Here is a 25,479-nt window from a genome sequence, read left to right as displayed (position 1 = left end):
TTTATTTCTCTTGCAATTCGCCTTGTCTTGCTGCCTTTACTCCAGATTGTCTGCTGCTGGTAAGAGCTTCGTACTCTTCTTTGGAGCCGACAATGATTTTTGAGTATTCGCGCAGACCAGTACCCGCTGGGATCAGGTGACCAACGATTACGTTCTCTTTCAAGCCCAGTAATTCGTCTGCCTTTCCTTTGATAGCAGCTTCGCTCAACACCTTGGTAGTCTCCTGGAAGGAAGCTGCCGAGATAAAGCTCTGCGTACCTAAAGAGGCCTGTGTGATACCTTGCAAAGTCGGTCTAGATACAGCCGGTTGTGCGTCACGTACCGTTACCAGACGCAAGTCACGACGCTTCAAGCTGGAGTTCTCATCGCGTAGACGACGAGCCGTCACAATCATACCTGGTTTCATGGCAGTTGAGTCTCCTGCATCTTCCACTACTTTCATGTCAATGATCATGTCGTTCTCTTCCATGAACGTTACCTTATCCACCGTCTGGTTCTCCAAGAAGCTGGTGTCACCTGGGTCAATCACGTTCACTTTCTGCATCATCTGACGAACCACTACCTCTATGTGCTTGTCATTGATCTTCACCCCTTGCAAACGGTATACCTCTTGAATCTCGTTCACTAAGTATTCCTGCACGGCACCTGGACCTTGGATGTTCAGGATATCGTTTGGTGTGATAGCACCGTCTGATAATGGAACACCCGCACGTACGAAGTCATTGTCCTGCACCAGGATGTGCTTGGAAAGAGGCACCATGTACTTCTTCTTCACGCCATCCTTAGACTCGATATAGATCTCACGGTTACCGCGTTTTACGCCGCCGTAAGTTACCACACCATCAATCTCGCTCACTACTGCTGGGTTAGACGGGTTACGGGCTTCAAAGAGCTCGGTAACACGTGGTAGACCTCCGGTGATGTCACGGGTTTTTCCAATCGCACGTGGGATCTTGGCAATGATCTGACCCGCTTTGATACGCTGACCATCTTCTACTGTCAAGTGGGCACCTACCGGAATGTTGTAACCTTTCGGCTCACCATTGGTTGGGTTTACCACAATAGCAGGGTTCTTGGTCTTATCTTTGGTCTCGATGATCACTTTCTCACGGTGACCGGTCTGCTCATCAGATTCCTCACGGAAGGTGATACCCTCCACAATAGATTCGTAAGCAATGGAACCGTCAAACTCAGAAAGGATAACCGCGTTGTATGGATCCCAGTTACATAGCTCGTCACCTTTAGCAACGGTTTGTCCTTCATTCACCAATAAGAATGAACCGTAAGGCACGTGGTTGCTGATCAGGAGTTTTCCAGTAGTTGGTTCTACTATCTTTACCTCACCTGAACGACCCATCACTACTTTCACTGGTTCGCCTTCTGCGTTACTAGTTTCAATGGTCCGAACGTCTTCGAATTCAATCACGCCGTTGAACTTGGCACGGATAGCGGCATCTACGGCAATGTTTGACGCAGTACCACCCACGTGGAAAGTACGAAGTGTTAACTGAGTACCTGGCTCACCGATAGACTGAGCCGCAATAACACCAACAGCTTCCCCTTTCTGCACCATACGGCCAGTAGAAAGGTTACGACCGTAGCATTTCGCACAAATACCGCGCTTGGTCTCACAAGTCAACACGGAACGGATCTCCACGCTCTCGATAGCCGAGTTCTCAATGATTCTGGCTACCTCTTCGGTAATTTCGTGTCCAGACTCATGGATCAGTTCACCGGTGATTGGGTCAATGATGTCATGTACGTTCACACGTCCCAAGATACGCTCAGACAGAGACTCCACGATATCCTCGTTGTCTTTCAAAGCACTTACCTCAAGACCACGCAAAGTACCGCAGTCAGACTCGTTTACAATCACATCTTGAGAAACGTCTACTAAACGACGAGTCAGGTAACCCGCATCCGCCGTTTTCAAGGCTGTATCCGCAAGACCTTTACGAGCACCGTGGGTAGAGATGAAGTACTCAATTACATCCAGACCTTCTTTGAAGTTAGATAGAATTGGGTTTTCAATAATCTCCCCTACTGATCCTTGCAATGATTTCTGCGGTTTCGCCATCAGACCTCTCATACCACCTAACTGACGGATCTGCTCTCTTGAACCACGGGCTCCTGAGTGCATCATCATGAAGATGGAGTTGAAACCTTGGTCATCTTTCTCTAGACGGCTCATCAAAGTCTCAGTGATTTGGTTGTTGATACGCGTCCAGATATCAATTACCTGGTTGTAACGCTCGTTGTCCGTGATAAGACCCATGGAGTAGTTTGCCCAAACAGCATCTACATCTTTTTTGGCCTCTTCCACTAGGATATCTTTCTCCTTAGGGATCACGATGTCACCCAAGCCCATGGACAGACCGCCTTTGTAAGCAGACTGGAATCCTAGGGTTTTGATATCATCCAGGAACTGAGCAGTTCTCGCCATACCGGTTACTTTGAACACGCGGGAGATAATCTGCTGCAATTTCTTCTTAGAAAGAAGTTCGTCTACGTACCCAACTTCCTCTGGCACGAACTGGTTGAAAAGAACTCTACCAGCAACGGTCTCAATAAGTTTCGTTACTAATTGGTTGTTCTCATCCAATACTTTCACCCGCACCTTAATGAATGCGTGCTTAGATAAGCGGCCTTCATTGATGGCAATGATTACTTCTTCGGCAGAGTAGAAAGACATGCCTTCGCCTTGAATTTTCTCATTCTCGGTTGAGCGCTTGCCTTTGGTTACGTAGTATAAGCCCAACACCATGTCCTGAGAAGGTACCGCAATTGGCGCACCGTTGGCAGGGTTCAGGATGTTGTGCGAAGCCAACATTAACATAGAGGCTTCCAGGATTGCAGCCGGTCCTAGTGGAACGTGTACCGCCATCTGGTCACCGTCAAAGTCGGCGTTGAATGCTGTGGTTACTAATGGGTGTAACTGGATTGCTTTTCCTTCAATCAGTTTCGGCTGGAAAGCCTGAATACCTAATCTATGGAGCGTAGGAGCACGGTTCAACAGAACTGGATGTCCTTTCAGCACGTTTTCCAAAATATCCCATACAACCGGGTCTTTTCTGTCTACGATTTTCTTCGCAGATTTTACCGTTTTCACAATACCGCGCTCAATAAGCTTACGGATGATGAACGGTTTGAAAAGCTCAGCTGCCATGTTCTTAGGCAGACCGCACTCGTGTAGCTTCAGTTCTGGACCTACCACGATTACGGAACGACCAGAGTAGTCCACACGCTTACCAAGCAAGTTCTGACGGAAACGTCCTTGCTTACCTTTCAGCATGTCAGAAAGTGATTTCAGGGCACGGTTACCTTCTGCCCGAACAGCGTTCACTTTACGTGAGTTGTCAAACAGGGAGTCAACGGCTTCCTGCAACATCCGCTTCTCGTTACGGAGAATCACCTCTGGCGCTTTGATCTCGATCAGACGCTTCAGACGGTTGTTACGGATGATAACGCGACGGTATAAGTCGTTCAAGTCAGAGGTAGCGAAACGGCCACCATCCAACGGAACTAATGGACGCAATTCTGGTGGAATCACAGGCACCATGCGGATAACCATCCACTCAGGCTTGTTCTCAATTCTGGTTGCGGCATCACGGAAAGCCTCTACTACACGCAGACGCTTTAACGCTTCCGCTTTCCGCTGCTGAGAAGTCTCATGGGCAGCAGAATAACGCAGGTCGTAAGAAAGGTCATCCAGGTTGATGCGCTCCAATAACATTTGAAGGGCTTCAGCTCCCATTTTCGCGATGAACTTGTTTGGATCATGGTTGTCCAACATTTGGTTCTCGCGTGGCAGCTTGTCAATCATGTCCAGGTACTCATCTTCGGTTAAGAAGTCCAGCATGTTCACGCCGTCTTCACCCAAAATACCTGGCTGGATTACTACGTACCGCTCATAATAGATGATCTGGTCAAGCTTCTTGGTTGGTAAGCCTAACAGATAACCAATTTTGTTTGGCAATGATTTGAAGTACCAGATGTGTGCAACCGGTACAACTAGCTCAATATGGCCCATGCGCTCACGACGCACTTTTTTCTCAGTTACTTCAACCCCGCAACGGTCACAGATAATCCCTTTGTAACGGATTCTCTTGTATTTACCGCAGTGGCACTCCCAGTCCTTCACTGGCCCGAAGATCCGCTCGCAGAACAAACCACCCATTTCTGGCTTGTAAGTTCTGTAGTTGATGGTTTCAGGTTTAGTTACCTCCCCGTTAGATCTTTCCAGAATAGATTCTGGAGAAGCCAAAGAGATGGTTACTTTAGAGAAGTCTTGGATTAATTTTTTATTTCTTGCTAACGCCATGTTATGTGTTGCTAGATATGTAAATTTCCTTTTTACTAAACGGCTCAACTAACGCGTAAAAGGGAGATTTCAGTATAGAGCCTTTTGGGCTTCCTTTCCTGAAATCTCCTCTGAAACAGCTTATTAGTCTAGCGTAATCTCCAAGGCCAAGCCTCTGAGCTCGTGAATTAACACGTTGAATGACTCAGGGATATTTGGCTTCGGCAACACGTCACCTTTTACTATGGCTTCGTATGCTTTCGCACGACCGATCACGTCATCAGACTTCACAGTCAGGATTTCCTGCAGCACGTTAGCGGCACCGAAGGCCTCCAACGCCCACACTTCCATCTCACCGAAACGCTGACCACCAAATTGGGCTTTACCACCCAATGGCTGCTGCGTGATGAGTGAGTATGGACCGATGGAACGAGCGTGCATCTTATCGTCAACCAAGTGACCCAGTTTCAGCATGTAGATAACACCTACCGTGATTGGTTGGTCAAAACGGTCACCGCTCAAACCATCGTACAGATAAGAACGTCCGAATTTAGGCAAGCCTGCTTCAGCCAATTCTGCAGAAACCTGCTCTTCAGTAGCACCGTCAAAGATTGGGGTTGCATAGGTGCGTCCCAACTTCAAACCAGCCCATCCAAGAACGGTCTCGTAGATCTGACCGATGTTCATCCTTGAAGGCACCCCTAGTGGGTTCAATACGATGTCCATTGGTGTTCCGTCTTCCAGGAACGGCATGTCTTCCTCACGAACGATACGGGCTACTACCCCTTTGTTACCGTGACGACCCGCCATCTTATCACCCACTTTTAGCTTACGCTTCTTAGCGATGTAAACTTTGGCTAACTGCACGATACCGGCTGGTAACTCGTCTCCTACCTCTAAAGTAAAGCGGTCGCGTTTGAAGCGGGCAGAGATCATGTTACGGCGCTTGGTGTAGTTTTTCACCAGTTCCAACAACATCTTGTTCGTCTGCTCGTCAGCAGTCCATCCTTCCAGGATCAGATCCTTGAACATATTCACCTCTTCCGGAACAGCGTAATTGCTTTCGTCCTTGTAAGGGTTCTTGTCAGGGAAAAGTGCCTCAGAGATGTTCTTCTTGCCAAACTTCGCGCCTTTGGTCAGGATTTCGTCCCCGAAACGGTGACGGACCCCTTGGCTTGTTTTGCCTTCCAGCAAAGTCACCAGCTTCTCAATCATCACGTTCTTCACGGCTTTGAGTTCACTGTTGTATTTTGCTTTCAGCTCTTCTACCTCTTTCTTCGCTTTCGCGCGGAGGTTTTTATCTTTCTTAGGACGAGAGAATAACTTCGTCTCGATTACCACACCATTCAATGAGGGCGGCGCCTTCAAGGAAGCATCCTTCACATCACCAGCTTTGTCCCCGAAGATGGCACGAAGAAGTTTTTCTTCCGGAGTTGGATCAGTCTCTCCTTTTGGAGTGATTTTACCAATCAGGATATCTCCTTCACGTACTTCAGCACCAATTCTGATAATACCGTTTTCATCCAGGTTACGAACGGCTTCTTCGCTCACGTTCGGGATCTCAGAGGTTAATTCCTCTTCACCACGCTTCGTTTCACGAACTTCCAGTTCAAACTCCTCAATGTGGATGGAAGTGAACACGTCATCTCTTACCACACGCTCAGAGATTACAATCGCATCCTCAAAGTTATATCCTTGCCAAGGCATGAACGCCACTTGCAAGTTTCTACCTAAGGCAAGTTCACCTTGGTTTGTAGCATATCCTTCGCACAATGGTTGACCTTTGATTACCCGCTCGTTCTTCTTCACTAATGGAGTCAGGTTGATACAGGTATCCTGGTTTGTGCGACGGAACTTGATTAAGTCGTAGGTTACGTATTCAGCGTCAAAGCTAACCAGCTTCTCTTCCTCTGAAAGGTCATAGCGGATGATGATCTTGTCAGCGTCCACAAAATGAACGTATCCGTCACCTTCGGCTCTCACCAAGGCTCTTGAGTCAAGGGCTGCTCTCAATTCCAGACCAGTACCAACTATAGGAGCCTGTGGCTTCACCAATGGCACTGCCTGGCGCTGCATGTTAGATCCCATCAAAGCACGGTTCGCATCATCATGCTCCAGGAAAGGAATCAACGAGGCGGCTACGGACACGATCTGGTTTGGAGCAACGTCCATATAAGTATAGCGCTCTGGCTCTACTACCGGGAAGTCACCCTCAAAACGACCTTTCACTTTGTCATTCACAAAGTTTCCGTTCTCATCAATGATGGCGTTGGCCTGTGCGATGTGGTGTGTATCTTCTTCTTCGGCGGTCAGGTATTTCACACCATGGTCGATATCTACTTTACCTTCCACTACATTGCGGTAAGGTGTTTCGATGAAGCCCATGCTGTTCACGCGAGCGTGCACGCAAAGAGAAGAGATCAAACCAATGTTTGGACCCTCAGGTGTCTCAATAGTACAGAGACGACCATAGTGGGTATAGTGAACGTCACGAACCTCGAAACCAGCACGCTCACGAGATAGACCTCCTGGCCCCAGAGCAGACACACGACGTTTGTGCGTGATTTCTGCCAGCGGGTTGGTCTGGTCCATGAACTGAGACAACTGGTTAGTTCCGAAGAACGAGTTGATCACAGAAGAAAGCGTACGGGCGTTGATCAGGTCAACTGGTTTGAATTCTTCGTTATCACGTACGTTCATACGCTCTTTGATGGTTCTTGCCATACGGGCCAGACCTACACCAAATTGCGCATATAACTGTTCACCTACCGTTCTTACACGACGGTTACTTAAGTGGTCAATATCATCAACAACTGCTCTTGAGTTGATCAAACCAATCAGGTACTTCACAATAAGAACAATGTCCTCATTGGTCAATACTTTGGCATCCCAGTTTTTGTCAAGACCTAATTTCTTGTTGATTCTGTAACGTCCTACATCACCTAGGTCATAACGCTTATCACTGAAGAACAACTTCTGGATAATGTCACGGGCAGTCTCCACGTCTGGCGCTTCGGTGTTCCGAAGCTGACGGTAGATTTGTTCAACGGCTTCCTGCTCAGAGTTAGAGTTATCTTTCTGCAGGGTGTTGTAGATGATGTTGTAGTCAGCGATGTTTACGTTCTCACGGTGCAGGATGATGGATTTCACACCTGAGTCAATGATCACGTCTAAATCATCCTCTGTTACCTCAGAGTCACGCTCCAACAGAACCTCGTTACGGTCAATAGATACTACTTCACCGGTATCCTCGTCCACGAAGTCTTCTGTCCAAGTACGCAGCACCCTTGCAGCAAGCTTTCTACCTACTACATTCTTCAGGGTCTTCTTATCAGCAGGTACTTCTTCAGACAACCCGAACAGGTCTAAGATGTCTTTGTCTGTACCGTAACCAATAGCCCGCAGAAGCGTTGTAACAGGAAACTTCTTCTTACGATCGATATACGCGTACATTACGTTATTCACGTCTGTCGCGAATTCAATCCAAGAACCTTTGAAAGGAATAATTCTGGCAGAATATAATTTAGTACCATTTGTGTGCTTGCTTTGTGCGAAGAACACACCTGGTGAACGGTGCAATTGAGATACAATCACGCGCTCGGCGCCATTGATCACAAATGAACCCTTCTCTGTCATGTAAGGAATGTTTCCTAAGAAAACTTCCTGTTCAATTGTTTCAAAATCTTCGTTATCAGTATCATTACAGATCAAACGAAGCTTTGCCTTTAACGGCACTGAATATGTCAATCCCCGGTCGATACACTCATCAACTGAGTATTTTGGTGGATCTACGTGGTAGTCTACGAATTCCAGAACGAAATTCTCTCTTGAATCAGAGATCGGAAAGTTTTCAGCAAACACTTTGAAAAGACCTTCTTCCGTGCGGTTCTCGGCAGCGGTTTCCAACTGGAAAAAGTCCTGAAAAGATTGTAGCTGAACGTCCAGAAAGTCTGGGTAGTCTATGACCGACTTAATGGACGCAAAATTGATCCGCTCTGTCTTTTTATTTGTAGCCAAAGTTGTCAGAATTTTACGTTTAAACTTTGTCGTGCCCCTGATTAGTTCGCTCAGAAGCAGAAATTTCTAGAAAAATCATTTCTAGGTACAAACAGGAAAAGACCTGACGAAAATGCCAGGTCTAACCCTTTGTGGTAATGGAAGGTAGTGGGTGGATTACTTAACCTCCACTTCAGCACCAGCTTCTTCCAATTGCTTTTTCAATGAATCAGCTTCATCTTTAGCAACACCTTCTTTCAATGGTTTTGGAGCACCATCAACCAATTCTTTCGCTTCTTTCAAGCCAAGACCGGTAAGTTCTTTCACTAGCTTCACAACTGCTAGTTTAGAGGCACCTGCTGACTTAAGGATTACATCAAAAGAAGTTTTTTCCTCAGCAGCGGCTCCAGCGTCTCCACCGGCGGCACCAGCTACCATTACAGGAGCAGCAGCTGCTGGCTCAATACCATACTCATCCTTAAGAATAGTAGCAAGTTCATTAACTTCTTTAACAGTTAAGTTAACCAACTGCTCAGCGAATGCTTTCAAATCTGCCATTTTTATTAGTAATTAAAAGTTGTTTTAAAATTGAAATGTTATTGTTCTTTCTCTGATAATGTTTTCACCAAGCCAGCCAAGATATTTCCACCGCTCTGAAGTGCAGAAATAACGTTTTTGGCAGGAGATTGAAGTAAGCCGATGATTTCACCAACCAGTTCTTCTTTAGACTTGATCTTGCTCAGGGTATCTAATTGATCGTCGCCTAAGTAAATGCTGGCGTCGATGTAAGCTCCTTTTAAAACTGGCTTCTTAGCGCCTGTTTTGCGGAAATCAAGCAATAATTTAGCAGGTGCGTTACCTGTAGTGGCTTCAAACAAGATTCCTGAAGAACCTTTCAAAGCTACATCTAAAGAAGATGTATCTACGTCTAAAGTATCAAGCGCCTTACGAATCAGAGTGTTCTTGTAAACTTTGTACTCAATGCCTCTATCAAAGCATAGTCTTCTGAATCTGTTGATAGTTTCAACGGTCAATTCTGAAGCGTCTGTGATGTAGACGAAGGAGTTTTGAGCTAATTTCTCACTCAGGTCACGTACAATGATTTCTTTCTCTTCCCGTGTCATCTCTTCTCGTTAAATTGAGGTTTTATCAACTACTACACCAGGACTCATTGTGCTTGACAATGTGATGCTCTTAATATAAGTTCCTTTTGCAGAAGAAGGCTTTAAACGGTTAAGGGTAGCAATTACCTCAGAAGCGTTTGCCGCGATTTGATCTGGACCGAAAGACACTTTACCAATGCTAGTGTGAATGATACCAGTTTTGTCAACTTTGAAGTCAATTTTACCAGCTTTCACTTCTTTCACCGCTTTGGCTACGTCTGTAGTAACAGTACCAGCTTTAGGGTTTGGCATCAGGTTACGAGGTCCCAAGATACGGCCTAATCTACCTACTTTTGCCATTACGGCTGGCATGGTGATGATCACATCTACATCCGTCCAACCTTTTTCAATTTTCTGGATATACTCATCCAGACCTACGAAGTCAGCACCAGCGTCTTTTGCTTCCTGCTCTTTGTCAGGAGTGCAAAGCACCAATACACGCACGTCTTTACCAGTTCCATGAGGAAGTGTTACTACACCTCTCACCATTTGATCAGCCTTTCGCGGGTCAACACCTAAGCGCACATCAATGTCAACGGATGCATCAAACTTAGTGAAAGTGATTTCTTTTACTACGCCTGCTGCATCTAACAGAGAGTACTCTTTTTTAGGGTCGTACTTTGCTAAGACTGCTTTTCTGTTTTTAGAAATTCTAGCCATTTGCTTTTTAATTACTCACTCCAAGGAGCAGTTCCTTTTACCGTGATACCCATGCTACGCGCGGTACCAGCTACCAATTTCATTGCCGCCTCAACTTTGAATGCATTCAGGTCAGGCATTTTGATTTCAGCGATCTCGCGAATTTGATCCCAAGTCACAGAACCTACTTTGTTACGGTTGGGCTCTTTAGATCCGGATTTGATTTTCGCAGCGTCCATCAACAATACTGGAGCGGGAGGAGTCTTAATTACGAAGTCAAACGACTTGTCTGTGTACATTGTAATCAAAACTGGGCATACTTGGCCGGCCTTATCCTGGGTTCTAGCATTGAACTGCTTACAGAACTCCATGATGTTAAGACCTTTAGATCCAAGTGCAGGTCCAATCGGCGGTGCTGGATTAGCGGCGCCTCCCTTTACCTGAAGTTTCAGATAACCTTTTATTTCTTTTGCCATTACTATTTATTACTACTGTTCTTTTTCTACCTGCATGTAGTTCAGTTCTACCGGCGTGTTTCGCCCGAAGATCTTTACCATCACGTTCAATTTGCGGCGCTCCTCAAATACTTCTTCTACCGTACCAGAGAAACCGTTGAATGGACCGTCCATTACTTTTACAGTTTCGCCAACAATAAAAGGAGTCTCTAAAGTTTCCACTTGCTCATCTGTTTCGTCAACCTTTCCTAAGATTCGGTTTACTTCAGAAAGACGCAAAGGAACTGGTTTCTCATCAGCCCGACCATTGCCAGAACCAAGGAACCCAATCACACCCGGAGTACTGGTAATCAAGTGCTCTACTTCCCCATTAGAGATATCAGCGAACACCAAAACATAACCCGGAAAAAAACTACGCTCTCTCACGCGTTTCTTTCCGTTCCGCATTTCGTATACTTTCTCTGACGGAATAAGCACCTGCGGCACCATCTCCGTTAAATTATGACGTGCTACTTCGTTCTCAAGATAAGACTTTGCTTTCTTCTCTTGACCAGAAACCGCACGCACTACATACCATTTTAAATCTGCCATTTTCTCCAGCTTAAATTAGAACTGGTTGTAAAACCATTCCAGGGTGGAGTCGTAAACAAAATCCATAGCACCTACAATGACCGCAAACACAACAGATCCTACCAATACTAGGAGAGAGCTTTTCTGAAGCTCTGAGTAGGTTGGCCAGGTAACCTTGTGCTGCATCTCTTCTACAGCGTCATTGAAAAATTTTGTCAGCTTTCCCATTCTGATGCTATTAACTCTATTTGCACGGGAGGTAGGACTCGAACCTACAACCAATGGTTTTGGAGACCACTACTCTACCAATTGAGCTACTCCCGTAAAAAAATGCACGCCATTCGTTCAAATGGAGTGCAAATGTATTATTCTTTTCTTAAAAAAACAAGTCCGCCCTACATTTTCAGCAAGGCGGACTTATATTTTTAACTAATTAGTCAAGGATTTCAGTTACCTGACCGGCACCTACAGTTCTACCACCCTCACGGATAGCGAAACGCAGACCTTTCTCCATCGCTACTTTGTTGATCAACTCAACAGTGATAGTGATGTTATCACCAGGCATAACCATTTCAACACCTTCTGGCAGAGTGATCACACCAGTTACGTCTGTAGTTCTTAAGTAGAACTGTGGACGGTAGTTGTTGAAGAATGGAGTGTGACGTCCACCTTCTTCTTTAGAAAGAACGTAAACCTCAGCTTTGAAACGTTGGTGAGGAGTTACTGAACCTGGCTTGCAGATAACCATACCACGACGGATATCGGTTTTCTCAATACCACGTAGCAATAGACCTACGTTGTCACCAGCTTCACCTCTGTCAAGGATCTTACGGAACATCTCAACACCAGTTACTGTAGACTTCAAGCCTTCAGCACCCATACCTAAGATATCCACTTGCTCACCAGAGTTGATGATACCACGCTCGATACGGCCAGTAGCTACTGTACCACGACCAGTGATAGAGAACACGTCCTCAACTGGCATCAAGAATGGAAGGTCAGTTAAACGAGCAGGAATTGGAATGTAGCTATCAACAGCTGCCATCAATTCTTCAATGGTTTTCACCCATTTCTCGTCACCGTTCAAGCCACCAAGAGCAGAACCTTGGATAACTGGAATATTGTCACCGTCGAAATCGTAGAAAGAAAGAAGCTCTCTGATTTCCATTTCAACAAGCTCTAACAATTCTGGATCGTCTACCATGTCCACTTTGTTCATGAACACAACAAGAGCAGGAACACCTACCTGACGAGCCAAAAGGATGTGCTCACGAGTTTGTGGCATTGGACCATCAGTAGCAGCAACTACCAGGATAGCACCGTCCATCTGAGCAGCACCAGTAACCATGTTTTTCACGTAGTCAGCGTGACCTGGGCAGTCAACGTGTGCATAGTGACGGTTTTCAGTGGCGTACTCTACGTGAGAAGTGTTAATTGTAATACCACGCTCTTTTTCTTCTGGAGCGTTGTCAATAGAAGAGAAATCTCTTTTTGCGGCTAGACCTTTGCTCGCTAAAACCTGAGTAATAGCAGCAGTCAAGGTTGTTTTGCCGTGGTCAACGTGCCCAATAGTACCGATGTTTACGTGCGGTTTGGAACGATCAAATGTTTCTTTAGCCATTTTAGAAAGTTATTTAGTTCTTGGGTGAAACGGTGTATTGTTTGTTAAAATAAAATACCGCTTGAGCCAACGATGGGAATTGAACCCACGACCCCTTCCTTACCAAGGAAGTACTCTACCCCTGAGCTACGTCGGCATAATGAAATGATGCAGCTTGCGCTGCATCATTCTTTTAAAGAGCGGGAGACGAGGTTCGAACCCGCGACCTACAGCTTGGAAGGCTGTCGCTCTACCAACTGAGCTACTCCCGCTTATTTTCTTTAAAGAGTCAAAAACCTTTTATGAACAACCTGTAACCTTGCCCGGCTTTTGACTTGTGTTGGTGTGGGGAGAGAAGGATTCGAACCTTCGAAAGCTTACGCTAACGGAGTTACAGTCCGTCCCATTTGGCCACTCTGGAATCTCCCCAATACTTGTTTCAAAGAACCCTTTTAACTACTTCCGTTGCCGTTTTCGTTCTTAGGAGCTGCAAAACTAGTGGCTTTTTTTTCCATGTCAAATATTTCTGCAAATATTTTTTCAATCATTTTATTTCGGAGCTCATTAACTGCCCCAATTTTGGGTCTTTTTGGACTAGAATTTGGAGCTTTTCTCTTCGTTCATCAGTCTCGGCCAGGAGCGTAAGCATTTGAAACGCTGATTGTTTTGCTTGCTCTAAGGTCTCTTGTTCCACTATCCGCACAAGGGCCTCCCACCCCCTCTCCTGCCGGTCAATATTTTTTTTCAACAGGAAGGCTCCAAAGCTCTGCACAAAGAAATATAAGTCTCCGCCCCGTAGTTTTCTGCTGTTTTGTAGATACCAACTGTAAAGCTCCTCTTCTTCACTGGTGGTAAAAGCAGAAGCCAGGGCATTCACGACATCCGGGTTTTTGAAAGCCAGGAAGGGCTTTAACCTGTTCAGGTCATGCCCTCCTCGGTTCCAGGCAAAGATGGCTGCACTCACTACTTGGTAGGAACTATCTTGCAACCTGCGCTCAATAATGTCTTGCGGCAATCCGTTCAAGGTGCTCATGACATACGTTGCCGTTGCCCGTACGGCACTGTTCTGGTCTGTCTCGGCCATCTCCTGAATTTGTTCCTGCACCTGGGGGTTCTCCATGGCATTGGTTGCCACCAGTAACTCTAATCCTGTCGCCCGCACTCTCCAGAAAGGATCTTTCATTGCTTTTTGCAGCACTTGGTTTACCAGCACATGGCTGGTATCCCGTAGGTGTTCCAAGGCATTAGACTTTGCTGCATAAGCGGTGCTATGAAGAAACTGGGCAGACCATTCTTCCAAGGATTTCTCATGGGCAATGTTGGCCAGCAATTTTTGCGTAGGATCCACCACCACTGTTTGCGGGGCACTCTGCAGAGGGAAGGTAAACGTCTGGTCAGCTTTCAAAAGCTCTACTTGTTCTTCCTGCCATTTGCCTTCACTTAGAATAGCAATCGTCAGGGGTAGTTTGTACACGGTGGCACGGGTGGTATCCTGGGTTTGGGTTATCTGCACTGCCAAGGCTCCATTCTGATAGGTATGCTGCACTTTCAGTTCCGGGTGGCCTGGGGTTAGGAACCATTGTTGAAAAAACGGCCGTAAATCTCGGCCAGTGATTTCTTCAAAAGCGAGTCTGAGCTTATCAATCTCTACAGCGGTGTATTTGTTTTGGGAGAGGTACAACTGAAGGGAAGCGAAGAAAGCCTCGTCTCCAACCTCCTGCCGAAGCATGTGCAGCACACGTCCGCCTTTGGCGTAGGAGTGGCTGTCAAACATGTCTTCTTTGTCCAGGTAATGGTATCTGATCAAGGGTTCCTGTTTGGTTCTGGCCTCCCCTAAATACTCTAATAACGCGTTTTGATGGGTCAAAGCTGCCTCATCGGGGCCATACCGATGCTCGGCCCACAGATATTCAGAATAATCGGCAAATGACTCGTTTAATGGAAGATTTGCCCAAGACTCAGTGGTCACCAAGTCCCCGAACCATTGGTGAAAGAGTTCGTGGGCTATGATATGGTCCCAGTTCTTATCCAGCAGTTCGCGGCGGTCTTGCTGCACGGCCTCCATAAAGGTGGAAGCAGTGGTGTTCTCCATTGCCCCGGAAACGAAGTTGCGGACCACTACCTGGGCATACTTATCCCAAGGAAAGGAAACGCCTAGCTTTTGGGAGAAAAACTCCAACATGGCCGGGGTCCGGCCGAAGGTGGCTTTTGCGGTACCGGCGTATTCAGACTCCACCCAGTAACTTACTTCTTTGTTCCGCCATTTGTCTTTCACTACGGAGAACTCACCGATGGCCATCATGACCAGGTAAGGCGCATGTGGTTTGGTCATCTGCCAATGGTCTGTTTTCAAGCCGTTTTTCAAATCTTTTGACGAAACCAAGACTCCGTTAGACAAGGTCTTAAATCGGTTTTCCACGGTGATGAACAGGTCCTGTGTCATTCGCTCGTTAGGCTTGTCTATGGTAGGAAACCAGGCCGAGTTCGCCTCTGTTTCGCCCTGGGTCCAGATTTGCTGGGGCAGGCCTTCCTCTGTACCTAGCGGATTGATGAAGTACAGTCCCTTATCGGCTTGAATTGCTTCACTGCCCTTAACCTTTAGCTCATTGGGTTTGGCGGTGTAAGCGATGAAGAGTTGCAGGGTATCGGTGCGGGTATAGGTTTTATCTAACTGTAAGGTTAGTTTCTGCTGATCATATTCGTACTTGAGGGGCAGTTCCTGCTTTCCCTTCCGTAAGGTTACTTTGTGCACGTCAAAGCCTTTGGCATCTAACACCACTTGGTTCTGCGGATAGAAATAAGGCTTGAGCGTAAGGGTCGCCTCACCCAGCAAGTGCTGCTTTGCCCAGTCAAATCGCACGTTCAATCTGGTGTGCACCAAATCCATCAGGCGTTCCGCGGCAGGTTGGTAAGGTCCACGACTGGTAATGGGAGTAACTTCGGCAACGGCGGTGGTATCAGGGGCATTGACGGCAACTTCTGAAGACACGCCAGGAGGTACTGGCTTCTTCACAGAGCAGCCCGCGGTGGCACTGCACAACAGAAAGAACAAGAAGCCGCGCGAAACGATATGATTCATGTAATGATTTATTAACTTTGGGAACTCAAGTTGTGAATTTATCTCACAGGTACGGTACTTACTGTCTATAACCCTGCAAACATGCTACAGGTAAAATCGGCCACTTCCACCTGGCAAGTAGTCCTGGAGAAAAACCAGATTCTTCTCAACAATACTCCTTTTACCTGGGATTTGCTTCCCCTCAGCCCTACTTCTTTCCATATCTTAAAAGACGGACGCTCTTACACGGCCGAGCTGCTGGATGCTGATCCTGAGACCAAAACCTTCCGGATAAAGATCAATGGCAATGTGCATACCCTACAGGTACAAGACCGGATGGACTTGCTGCTGGAGAGCTTAGGCATGGGGCAGGCCCTGGCACATAAGATCAACGACATCAAAGCCCCTATGCCCGGCCTTATCATTGACATCAAGGTTGAACCCGGTCAGGAAGTGAAAAAGGGAGATCCTATCCTTATTCTGGAAGCGATGAAAATGGAGAACATCATAAAGTCTCCCGGCGATGGCGTGGTAAGCGAGGTTAAGGTAAACTTACGGCAGAACGTAGAGAAGAACCAAATCCTGGTTGTGTTTTAAAAATACCGTATTGGGCCTGTTTTGAAAAAGACAGGCCCAATACGTGTCAATACATACGTCAATAACTTTCATTATCTAATAAGTAAGCATGCGATTCAAAAGAATTCTATTGAAGCTCAGCGGTGAGTCCTTGATGGGCGAGCAGCAGTATGGCATTGATACCAACATGCTGGTGCAATACGCCGAAGAAATTAAATCTGCCGTTGACCTTGGCGCAGAGGTTGCCGTAGTAATTGGCGGAGGAAACATTTTCAGGGGCGTGCAGGCCGAGGCTGTAGGGTTGGACCGCGTGCAGGGCGATTACATGGGAATGCTAGCTACTGTGATCAACAGCATGGCGCTGCAAAGCGCACTGGAGAAAGTGGGCATCTTTACCCGTCTGTTATCAGGCATCAACATTCAGCAGGTATGTGAGCCGTACATCCGCCGCCGGGCCATGCGTCACTTGGAGAAAGGCCGCGTGGTGATCTTTGGAGCCGGTACTGGAAACCCGTATTTCACCACTGACTCAGCAGCCAGTTTGCGAGCCATTGAGATTGAGGCCGATGTGGTATTGAAAGGTACCCGCGTAGACGGTATTTACACCGCCGATCCGGAGAAAGATTCTTCTGCCGTGCGGTACAATGACATCACGTTTGAAGAGGTTTTTGAAAAAGGCCTCAACGTAATGGACATGACTGCGTTTACCCTTTGCAAGGAGAACAATTTACCAATTGTGGTGTTTGACATCAACAAGAAGGGCAACTTAGCCAAATTGATCCAGGGCGAGAGAGTTGGAACCTTGGTTTCTATGTAAATAAAGGTCGCACTGCCCCGGAAGTGGATTTTAATAAATTAAATTAGAAATTTGTGCTGCCCTTTGGCGTTTGCTACGGTGGTACCGTTTAGTCATCTTTCTTAATTAGAAAACCCAATGACCGAAGAAATTAACTTTTATTTGAGCGAAGCCGAGGAATCGATGCAGAAATCGGTGCAGCACACTAGTGTAGAATTAACTAAAATCAGAGCAGGCAAAGCCTCTCCTGCTATGGTAGAAGACCTGCGCGTAGATTACTACGGCACGCCTACCCCTATTTCCCAAGTAGCCAACATCATGACCCCAGATGCCCGTACGCTGATGATCAAGCCTTGGGAGAAAAACATGGTGGCTGAGATTGGCAAAGCCATTAAAAACAGTGACCTCGGCCTGAACCCTTTGACCGAGGCTGATGGCATCCGTCTGAACATTCCGGCCTTAACGGAGGAGCGTCGTCGTGATTTGGTGAAACAAGCCAAAAACGAGACCGAAAGTGGCAAAATCAGAGTTCGTAACATCCGGAAAGACGTGAACGACTCTTTGAGAAAGCTTCAGAAAGAAGGTACTTCTGAAGATGCAGTGAAGGATGCTGAAGGCAAAGTACAGAAATTGACTGATGCCTACATTGTGAAATTAGATGAGCTCTTGTCTAAGAAGGAAGCTGAAATCATGACCATCTAAGCAAACTGCGCTTTAAGACTAATTTCTTTAAAACTGCTTAAAAGAGAAGGCCCCGTACTGGTGAGTACGGGGCCTTCTCTTTTCTATCTCTTAACTTAAGATCTTACCTGGGGTGGTAGTCAACCATTCTATGGCTTCTTCCACGCTGTCAAACACTTCAATGCCGGTGGTGTCATAGGTGAAGCGCAACGACTTGTCTGTAGACAGGCGACTGAACATGCTAGGAGAATATACCCAGGCAAAGGAAGTCATACCAGCCTGCCGCATCCGGGGGAACCAGTCAGAACCCACCCACTCAGCTGCGCTGGACCAGATTCCCTGCACATGGGTATTATCATTTAAAATCTTGTAGCACTCAAACTGCCCCATAGATTCCAGAATCCGTTCGCACCCATCCTGCACCGACTGCTTTGTCTGAAAACCCGTCCAGTCGGCGTGGATATGCTGCGATTCTTGGTGATAGGAAATGGATATACAGGAGTCTTGATATATGATGGTATTATTCATTGTCTCAGAAAATCCCTCTGTTGTTGTCTGTCTGGAAGGATGAGCAAATTACATCCCATAGCTGACCTAACCAAGCTTAAATGCAGTAAAAAAGTGGATTATTTAAATACACATAAAAGTGCAACTTCTTGTTAACGAAGATATACCTGAAAGGTTTTCTACATTTTTCCACACCCTGTAATTAGACCTTATGCAGAGCCATTTTTCAAGAACAAAGAGGTGCCAATTATCTGGCCACACTCTTTAATGCTTTAAAAGAAGATTGATGAATAAGGAGAAAAAAATTTCTCTTGAGTAAGAGAAAAATGAGGACCACCCTCAAAACAGAACCGGGCTTTGGGCTTACTTTTCTTAAAGTAAGCCCAAAGCCCGGTTCTGTTTTGTAACTACTAAATGCTCCCCTAAAGAGCAGAATCAAAAATTAGGACATCCGAAAATTGGTTTTCTACAGGTATAACTTCTTGGCTTGCACGTACTCTGCGACAGGCTCGGGAAGCAAATAGCGGGTAGACTTACCTTCTCTCAAACACTGCCTGATAAAAGTTGCGGAGATATCCAGCAGTGGAGCCGGGACTACCGTGATTTTAGCGTGTTCTTTCAACGCATCTGGCACTTTGCCGCTACCAGATCTGGGGTATACTAATACCTCATAGTGCTCCAAAATCTGCTCGTAGTTTTTCCACTTAGGGAGGGTTGCCAAATTGTCTTCCCCCATGATGAGCACGAACTGGTAACGTGGGTACTTTTCCTTCAGATAGGTAAGGGTGTCAATGGTGTAACTGGGCTTGGGCATCCGGAACTCGATGTCAGTGACACCCAAATCAGCGTTATCAGCTATAGCCAAACGCACCATGTGCAGACGGTCAAACTCGTGTAATAGGCTACTGCTGGGCTTGAACGGATTTTGCGGGCTCACTACCAACCAGACAGTGTCTAAGGTGGTATTGGTGGCCATGTAATTAGCCAGGATCAGGTGCCCAATGTGAATGGGGTTGAAAGACCCAAACAGCAATCCTACCCGCATGGTTACAAAATGTCTTCTGCTTGGGTATAAATGAAGTCGCGCACCAGTTTTTCAGCTTTGGCGAAAGCCTCTTCCAGGTTCTCGTTTACAATGACTTCATCAAACTGGTCCTCAAAGCTCAACTCAAACTTGGCTTTGAACACTCGGCTGGAGATGCTGGAGGCTGAATCGGTATTACGGGCCACCAAGCGTTTAGAAAGCTCTTCAATGGAAGGAGGTTTCACGAAAATGGCCAGTGCACGGTCTTTGTAAAAGTTCTTGACGCTAAGACCTCCTTTGACATCCACGTCCAAGATGGCGTGTTTGCCTTCGGACCAGATGCGCTCAATCTCAGATTTAAGGGTACCATAAAAAGCCCCTTCGTAAACTTCTTCCCACTCCACAAATTCATCATTCCCGATTTTCTCGCGGAACTCTTCTGGAGTAATAAAATAATAATCTTTGCCGTTGACTTCACTGCGGCCCCGGCGGTCGCGGGTACAGGCTGAGATAGAAAAACTTAGTTCTGGGAGAACGTTTACTAAATGACGGACAATTGTGGTTTTACCGGCTCCGGAAGGGGCCGAAAAAATAATGATTTTACCTTGCATCCGGGATTTGGAGGCTTAAAACTAAGCGGTTTGGTGGATTCTTGATTTGATGGTGTCTGCTAACGTAGCGGGTGTTCCTGGCCGGCGAAGTGTTGCGTTAAGGAACTGCACAAATAAACGTTGTTTGTCAACGCTTTCAAAACAGGGAGAACATTCATCTGCCCGTTCTGCCAGAAAAGCTTCATCTTCACTAGTGGCTACGCCTTCAAGCCACTTTTCAAACACGCCCTGTACCTTCTCACAATCCGATTCATGGCTCTCATCAGAGGCATTTGCCCCCATCAATTCTTCTGTCATTGTAGTAGTCCCCATCATTTTAATTTCTGTTATCCATTATAACCCATTGACTTTGCGTATTTCTCCAACTTCTCCTTCAGGAAGTGCCGTGCCCGGTGCAAACGGCTTCGTACCGTACCAATAGGAATGTCCAGGATCTTGGCCATCTCCTCATAGGTAAACCCTTCTAAGTCGCATAAGATAATAACGGTTCTGAAGTCTACCGGCAATGAGTTCAAGGCACCTGCCACCTCATCGCCTATCAAGTCCTGCACACTTTCCATGCGCAGGTCAGTAGTACCGCCAGAACTGTCACCCTCCGCGTCCACATCCTCGGAATTGTAGTAGCCTTCCACCTCAGAGTAGTCTACTTTGGCGGGCTGCTTGCTCTTTTTCCGGAAGTCGTTGATGAACGAGTTCTTCAGGATGCGGAACAGCCACGCTTTTGCATTAGTTCCGGGTTCAAAATAATCGAAGAAGCGATAGGCCTTCAGGTAAGTCTCCTGTACCAGGTCGTTGGCGTCATCTTCGTCCAGGGTTAGACGGTACGCGAAGTTGTAGAGAGGCGAAATAACCGGCATCAACTCCGCCTCAAACCGGGCGTCTTTCTCCTCTTTAGTCATTGAATTCGCTCTCTGTTCGCTCATTGGTCTTGATTTTGTACTTTTACACTTGGGATAAAAATACCTATACGCAAATATAGAAATTAAATATACATAGGTACATACGAATATTCGGGCAGATGTTTACATTCCTCTGCCGGAAGGTACCTTTTCAGGCATTGTCTCCCTCCTTTTTGTTTCAGCGCTCCATGCCTCAACCTATCTCTGTTACCATACTTGCCAAGAACAGCCAGGAGCTGCTCCCGCAATGCCTGAAGGCACTGGCGGCCTTCCCGGAGGTGATCTTACTGGACAACGGCTCCACCGATGCCACCGTGGCCATTGCCTCCCAGTACTCCAACGTGAAGGTCTTCCATTCGCCTTTCATTGGGTTTGGTCCCTTAAAGAACCTGGCTGCTTTTTACGCCTCTTATGACTGGGTCTTGTCTATAGACAGTGACGAGGTGCTCACCCCAGAACTAACCCAAAACATCTTAAACCATCCGTTAGAGAACGCCAAGGCTTACCGGTTCTTGCGCCACAACTTCTATGGGAAACGTCTAATTAACGCTTGTGGTTGGGAAAATGATTATGTACTGCGGCTTTTTAACCGCAAATTCACTTGTTTCACCGACCGGGAGGTACACGAAGGCATCAAGACAGAAGGGCTTACCCTTGAAACCTTGCCAGGCATCTTAAACCATTACTCGTTCAAAAACACCGCTGAGCTGCTGCAGAAACTAAACCAGTACACCACGCTCTTTGCCCAGGAGAACCGGTTTAAGAAGAAATCATCGGCCTTTAAGGCCTCTTACAAAGCTAGCTGGACGTTTATTCGCAACTACTTTTTGAAAAGAGGTTTCCTGTACGGCTTTGAAGGATTCCTGATCTCGGCTTGTAACGCCAACGGTGCCTTCTACAAGTATATGAAATTGCACGAGGCGAACCGCTCCATGACTACCAGCCTCATCATCTCTACCTACAATTGGCCCGAGGCGCTAGAAGTGGTGCTAAAAAGCGTGGCGCAGCAAAAGGAATTGCCCGATGAAGTAATCATTGCCGATGATGGCTCCCGCGAAGAGACCAAAGCAGTCATAGAGCGTTTTCAGCAGACTTTTCCGGTACCGCTGCGCCACTGCTGGCACGAAGATACGGGCTTCCGGCTGGCCGCCATCCGGAACAAGGCCATGGCGATGGCTACTGGGGAATACATTCTTTCTATTGACGGTGACATGGTGCTGCACCCCGACTTCGTGAAAAGCCACAAACGCATTGCACGGGCCAACACTTTCATCCAAGGTAAGCGGGTGCTACTACAGCCTGAGCTCACTAATCAGATTCTGAAAAGCAAAGATTGGCACATCACTCCTTTCTCCTCAGGCATCATCAACCGTTTTAACGCTGTTTCCTCAGAAACGCTGGCAAAGCTCGGCTCCAGGAAACGGCAAGACATCAAAGCCATCAGAGGCTGCAACATGGCTTTTTGGCGCGCCGATGTGCTGCGAATAAACGGCTTTAACGAGAACATACAAGGCTGGGGACGCGAAGACAGTGAGTTTGCCATTAGAATGCTGAATGCCGGAATAGAGCGACGCAACTTACCTTTTGGCGGTGTTGGTTATCACCTGTACCACCCAGAGAACGCCCGGACCTCGCTTCCAGAAAATGACAAAATTCTAGCCGATGCCATTGAAATGAAAGCCAACTGGTGTGAGAATGGCATCAGCAAATATTTGAATCAGTAAACCCCAATTTGGATTACAAACAAAACGCCCGACCTCTTTGCAGAAGCCGGGCGTTTTTATGCAGTTTTCCGGAAAAGAACCAGAAAGCGGATGCTTAGTAACGGTAGTACTCTGGTTTGAACGGACCTTGAACCTCAACGCCAATGTAGGCAGCTTGCTCAGGAGACAGTTCTTCCAGTTCAACGCCAATCTTAGCCAAGTGCAGACGGGCAACTTTCTCATCCAAGTGCTTAGGCAGCGTGTACACTTTGTTCTCGTAAGCCTCAGCGTTCGTCCAAAGCTCGATCTGAGCCAAGGTTTGGTTTGAGAAGGAGTTAGACATCACGAAAGACGGGTGACCAGTGGCACAACCCAAGTTTACCAGACGTCCTTCGGCCAAGATGATGATGTCTTTGCCTTCTAAGGTGTAAAGATCCACTTGTGGTTTAACGGTGTCTTTGGTGTGACCGTAGTTCTCGTTCAACCAAGCCATGTCAATCTCATTGTCAAAGTGACCAATGTTACACACAATAGCTTTGTCTTTCATAGCCAGAAAGTGCTCACTGCGGATGATGTTGAAGTTACCAGTAGCAGTTACCACGATGTCAGCCTCAGGAATGGCATTCTCCATTCTCCGAACGGCGAAACCATCCATAGCAGCTTGCAACGCGCAGATTGGGTCAATCTCAGTTACAATCACGCGGGCACCGGCACCACGCAACGAAGCGGCAGAACCTTTTCCTACGTCACCGTAACCAGCAACCACGGCTACTTTACCAGCCATCATTACGTCAGTAGCTCTTCTGATAGAGTCTACCAATGATTCTTTACAGCCGTATTTGTTATCGAATTTAGATTTGGTTACCGAGTCGTTCACGTTGATAGCGGGTATCAACAGAGTGCCGTTCTTCATACGCTCATACAGACGGTGCACACCAGTGGTGGTTTCTTCAGACAACCCTTTGATGCCGGCAGCCAGCTCTGGGTATTTGTCAAACACCATGTTGGTCAGGTCACCACCATCGTCTAAGATCATGTTCAATGGCTTACGGTCTTCGCCAAAGAAAAGCGTCTGCTCAATGCACCAGTCAAACTCCTCAGCGTTCATCCCTTTCCAGGCATACACCGGGATACCGGCAGCAGCGATGGCGGCAGCGGCGTGGTCCTGGGTTGAGAAGATATTGCAGGAAGACCAAGTCACCTCGGCACCCAAAGCCACCAATGTCTCAATCAACACGGCGGTCTGGATGGTCATGTGTAAGCAACCGGCAATGCGGGCACCAGCCAATGGCTGGCTTGCGCCGTACTCCTCACGGATGGCCATTAAACCAGGCATCTCAGCTTCAGCCAGTTTAATTTCTTTTCTTCCCCACTCTGCCAGGGAAATATCTTTTACTTTGTAAGGCAAATACGTTTCTACCATTGTAGTTTAAATTTTTACAGAAGAAACACAAAGGTAGGCAATAAGTTTATCATCCTCAACCAAGTGAGTCACAAGCATTTTGAGCGGTTTCCCGTAAGCCTGCTTTAAAACAGAAATAACCTACGCTGCTACGGCTTCTATACCTCTCAATTTCAAACTTTTCCGATGCCTTTACCGCTTACCCCTCAAGAACGTTCCTTTCTAGAAGAACACTTCTCCGCTGATCCGGCCCAATTGGTCTTACAGGCCAAAAAGTGGCCCCAGGTAGACGTACCCAAACTGGCGCAGCAGATACGAGCAAGGCAGAAGGCGAGAAGCAAGGTTCCTACCTGGGCTGCCAACCTGGACTTACTCTTCCCGGCGAATCTGTCAGTGGAGCAGAGTTCCTCTGAGCTCACGGCGGCCTTTAAAGCGAACTTGATAGCCGGGGAAACGCTGGTAGATTTAACGGGCGGATTTGGGGTAGACGCCTATCATTTTGCGCGGCAGTTCAGGCATGTGACGTATGTAGAGCAGCAACCAGAATTGGCCGGCATTGTCGCTTTCAATTTCACCCAACTAGAGGTGAAGAACATTACCGTGGAAGCTACGGAGGCCGAGACGTTCCTGACCGCAATGGAACATCCGGTGGATGTATTCTTCTTGGACCCCGCCCGCCGGGGCCAAAGCCAGGAGCGGGTGCATTTGCTACAAGACTGCGAACCCGATGTTTTAAGCCTGCTTCCGGCGCTCCTGCAAAAAAGTAAGGCTGTCCTGCTCAAGACGGCTCCCATGCTGGACATAGACCTAGCGCTTCAGCAACTGACCCATGTAGCCCACGTGTGGGTCATCGCTGTGCAAAACGAGTGCAAGGAGGTGCTGTACTTACTTAAACCCGATGCGGCAGGTGCCCCCCTCCTCACGGCAGTTAACCTAAAGCCAGAGCACCAAGAGGAGCCACTCACGTTTACCAAGGACGCTGAGGAAAACGCACAAGTCTCCTTCTCTGAGCCACAACGGTACTTGTATGAACCCAATACGGCCTTACTGAAAGCCGGAGCTTACAAATGGCTTTCTGAGCGGTACAAAGTACACAAACTGCACCGTAACAGTCACCTGTATACCTCCGTCGAGCTACAAGAGTCATTTCCGGGCCGTATTTTCGAAATTACCGCTCAACCGAAGGCTAACGCGAAAGAACTGCACCAACTTCTACCCCAAAAGAAAGCCAACATCACCGTCCGGAATTATCCACTCACGGTGGCGCAACTTCGGGAGAAAATCAAACTAAAGGAAGGCGGAGAAGATTACCTATTTGCCACCACTGACCTTCACAACAAACCCATTCTACTGCTCTGCCGGAAAGTGTGATACAACCAAAAATCCTTGCAAAGCTTAAGACTTTGACATAATAGAGCAATTCACCTTAACTCCTCTTTCACAGTCTCGTACGAAGGAGAGGTGGGCGCCTGTAGAGGGCCTTTATGTTTTACTTTATT

At 47.0% G+C, this 25,479-nt stretch carries 21 protein-coding genes and 4 tRNA genes; 5 read left to right on the top strand and 20 right to left on the bottom strand.

Annotated features, from left to right (window positions below; genetic code table 11):
- Position 1: 1 nt before the first annotated feature.
- From rpoC to ACW9SV_RS14985, 14 genes are all read right to left on the bottom strand, one after another.
- Positions 2 to 4,321 carry a DNA-directed RNA polymerase subunit beta' gene (gene rpoC / locus ACW9SV_RS15050; protein ID WP_479557593.1) on the bottom strand — a complete coding sequence of 1,440 codons (4,320 nt, stop codon included), beginning with the start codon at positions 4,319 to 4,321 and terminating at the stop codon, positions 2 to 4.
- A 123-nt stretch (positions 4,322 to 4,444) separates the two neighbouring features.
- On the bottom strand, positions 4,445 to 8,317 hold the full coding sequence (rpoB, locus tag ACW9SV_RS15045; RefSeq protein ID WP_479557592.1) for a DNA-directed RNA polymerase subunit beta: 3,873 nt from the start codon (positions 8,315 to 8,317) through the stop codon (positions 4,445 to 4,447).
- A 156-nt stretch (positions 8,318 to 8,473) separates the two neighbouring features.
- Positions 8,474 to 8,854: a 50S ribosomal protein L7/L12 gene (gene rplL / locus ACW9SV_RS15040; protein WP_149092175.1), complete on the bottom strand. Its 381-nt coding sequence runs from the start codon at positions 8,852 to 8,854 to the stop codon at positions 8,474 to 8,476.
- Between the two features lie 38 nt (positions 8,855 to 8,892).
- Positions 8,893 to 9,420, bottom strand: a complete 528-nt coding sequence (rplJ, locus tag ACW9SV_RS15035) for a 50S ribosomal protein L10 (RefSeq protein ID WP_479557591.1) — start codon at positions 9,418 to 9,420, stop codon at positions 8,893 to 8,895.
- A 9-nt stretch (positions 9,421 to 9,429) separates the two neighbouring features.
- Positions 9,430 to 10,119 (bottom strand): 50S ribosomal protein L1, encoded by a 690-nt coding sequence (gene rplA, locus ACW9SV_RS15030; RefSeq protein WP_479557590.1) that lies wholly within the window; start codon positions 10,117 to 10,119, stop codon positions 9,430 to 9,432.
- A gap of 11 nt (positions 10,120 to 10,130) precedes the next feature.
- The gene (rplK, locus tag ACW9SV_RS15025; RefSeq protein WP_062543970.1) at positions 10,131 to 10,574 is read right to left on the bottom strand and encodes a 50S ribosomal protein L11; all 444 of its coding nucleotides are present in this window, start codon (positions 10,572 to 10,574) and stop codon (positions 10,131 to 10,133) included.
- 12 nt (positions 10,575 to 10,586) lie between these two features.
- Positions 10,587 to 11,144, bottom strand: a complete 558-nt coding sequence (nusG, locus tag ACW9SV_RS15020) for a transcription termination/antitermination protein NusG (RefSeq protein WP_479557589.1) — start codon at positions 11,142 to 11,144, stop codon at positions 10,587 to 10,589.
- Between the two features lie 15 nt (positions 11,145 to 11,159).
- A complete protein-coding gene (gene secE, locus ACW9SV_RS15015) occupies positions 11,160 to 11,351 on the bottom strand; it encodes a preprotein translocase subunit SecE (protein ID WP_479557588.1) in 192 nt (63 codons plus the stop codon).
- 23 nt (positions 11,352 to 11,374) lie between these two features.
- Positions 11,375 to 11,447, bottom strand: a tRNA-Trp gene (locus ACW9SV_RS15010).
- A 109-nt stretch (positions 11,448 to 11,556) separates the two neighbouring features.
- Complete coding sequence (tuf, locus tag ACW9SV_RS15005) at positions 11,557 to 12,744, bottom strand: elongation factor Tu (RefSeq protein ID WP_479557587.1); 1,188 nt, start codon at positions 12,742 to 12,744, stop codon at positions 11,557 to 11,559.
- A gap of 64 nt (positions 12,745 to 12,808) precedes the next feature.
- Positions 12,809 to 12,880, bottom strand: a tRNA-Thr gene (locus tag ACW9SV_RS15000).
- Positions 12,881 to 12,922: 42 nt separating this feature from the next.
- Positions 12,923 to 12,995, bottom strand: a tRNA-Gly gene (locus ACW9SV_RS14995).
- 74 nt (positions 12,996 to 13,069) lie between these two features.
- Positions 13,070 to 13,152, bottom strand: a tRNA-Tyr gene (locus ACW9SV_RS14990).
- Between the two features lie 115 nt (positions 13,153 to 13,267).
- Positions 13,268 to 15,802, bottom strand: a complete 2,535-nt coding sequence (locus tag ACW9SV_RS14985) for a M1 family aminopeptidase (RefSeq protein WP_479557586.1) — start codon at positions 15,800 to 15,802, stop codon at positions 13,268 to 13,270.
- An 81-nt stretch (positions 15,803 to 15,883) separates the two neighbouring features.
- Here ACW9SV_RS14985 and ACW9SV_RS14980 point away from each other — a divergent pair, with 81 nt between their 5' ends.
- The 3 genes from ACW9SV_RS14980 to frr all read left to right on the top strand — a co-directional run bounded on the left by ACW9SV_RS14980 (position 15,884) and on the right by frr (position 17,855).
- Positions 15,884 to 16,378 carry an acyl-CoA carboxylase biotin carboxyl carrier protein subunit gene (locus tag ACW9SV_RS14980; protein WP_479557585.1) on the top strand — a complete coding sequence of 165 codons (495 nt, stop codon included), beginning with the start codon at positions 15,884 to 15,886 and terminating at the stop codon, positions 16,376 to 16,378.
- Between the two features lie 88 nt (positions 16,379 to 16,466).
- Entirely contained in the window at positions 16,467 to 17,174 is a 708-nt protein-coding gene (gene pyrH / locus ACW9SV_RS14975; protein ID WP_479557584.1) for a UMP kinase, read from the top strand.
- Positions 17,175 to 17,291: 117 nt separating this feature from the next.
- Positions 17,292 to 17,855: a ribosome recycling factor gene (gene frr / locus ACW9SV_RS14970; RefSeq protein ID WP_479557583.1), complete on the top strand. Its 564-nt coding sequence runs from the start codon at positions 17,292 to 17,294 to the stop codon at positions 17,853 to 17,855.
- A 90-nt stretch (positions 17,856 to 17,945) separates the two neighbouring features.
- Here frr and ACW9SV_RS14965 read toward each other — a convergent pair whose 3' ends face one another.
- From ACW9SV_RS14965 to ACW9SV_RS14945, 5 genes are all read right to left on the bottom strand, one after another.
- Positions 17,946 to 18,362: a hypothetical protein gene (locus ACW9SV_RS14965; RefSeq protein ID WP_479557582.1), complete on the bottom strand. Its 417-nt coding sequence runs from the start codon at positions 18,360 to 18,362 to the stop codon at positions 17,946 to 17,948.
- A 445-nt stretch (positions 18,363 to 18,807) separates the two neighbouring features.
- Entirely contained in the window at positions 18,808 to 19,386 is a 579-nt protein-coding gene (nadD, locus tag ACW9SV_RS14960) for a nicotinate (nicotinamide) nucleotide adenylyltransferase (RefSeq protein WP_479557581.1), read from the bottom strand.
- A 2-nt stretch (positions 19,387 to 19,388) separates the two neighbouring features.
- Positions 19,389 to 19,976, bottom strand: a complete 588-nt coding sequence (gene gmk / locus ACW9SV_RS14955; RefSeq protein WP_479557580.1) for a guanylate kinase — start codon at positions 19,974 to 19,976, stop codon at positions 19,389 to 19,391.
- Between the two features lie 21 nt (positions 19,977 to 19,997).
- Positions 19,998 to 20,273: a hypothetical protein gene (locus ACW9SV_RS14950; protein ID WP_479557579.1), complete on the bottom strand. Its 276-nt coding sequence runs from the start codon at positions 20,271 to 20,273 to the stop codon at positions 19,998 to 20,000.
- Positions 20,274 to 20,302: 29 nt separating this feature from the next.
- Positions 20,303 to 20,899, bottom strand: coding sequence for a sigma-70 family RNA polymerase sigma factor (locus ACW9SV_RS14945; protein ID WP_062543958.1), 597 nt, complete (start codon positions 20,897 to 20,899; stop codon positions 20,303 to 20,305).
- Positions 20,900 to 21,063: 164 nt separating this feature from the next.
- Here ACW9SV_RS14945 and ACW9SV_RS14940 point away from each other — a divergent pair, with 164 nt between their 5' ends.
- Positions 21,064 to 22,599: a glycosyltransferase family 2 protein gene (locus ACW9SV_RS14940; protein WP_479557578.1), complete on the top strand. Its 1,536-nt coding sequence runs from the start codon at positions 21,064 to 21,066 to the stop codon at positions 22,597 to 22,599.
- Between the two features lie 94 nt (positions 22,600 to 22,693).
- Here ACW9SV_RS14940 and ahcY read toward each other — a convergent pair whose 3' ends face one another.
- On the bottom strand, positions 22,694 to 24,001 hold the full coding sequence (gene ahcY / locus ACW9SV_RS14935) for an adenosylhomocysteinase (RefSeq protein WP_479557577.1): 1,308 nt from the start codon (positions 23,999 to 24,001) through the stop codon (positions 22,694 to 22,696).
- A 165-nt stretch (positions 24,002 to 24,166) separates the two neighbouring features.
- On the opposite strand from ahcY, the gene ACW9SV_RS14930 reads away from it, so the two are divergent.
- Positions 24,167 to 25,351, top strand: a complete 1,185-nt coding sequence (locus tag ACW9SV_RS14930; protein ID WP_479557576.1) for a THUMP-like domain-containing protein — start codon at positions 24,167 to 24,169, stop codon at positions 25,349 to 25,351.
- Positions 25,352 to 25,479: the final 128 nt, after the last annotated feature.

The organism is Rufibacter sp. JT20002 (assembly GCF_056491185.1).
The sequence above is the reverse complement of the archived record's forward strand: the minus strand, read 5'-3'. Positions and strand labels throughout refer to the sequence as shown.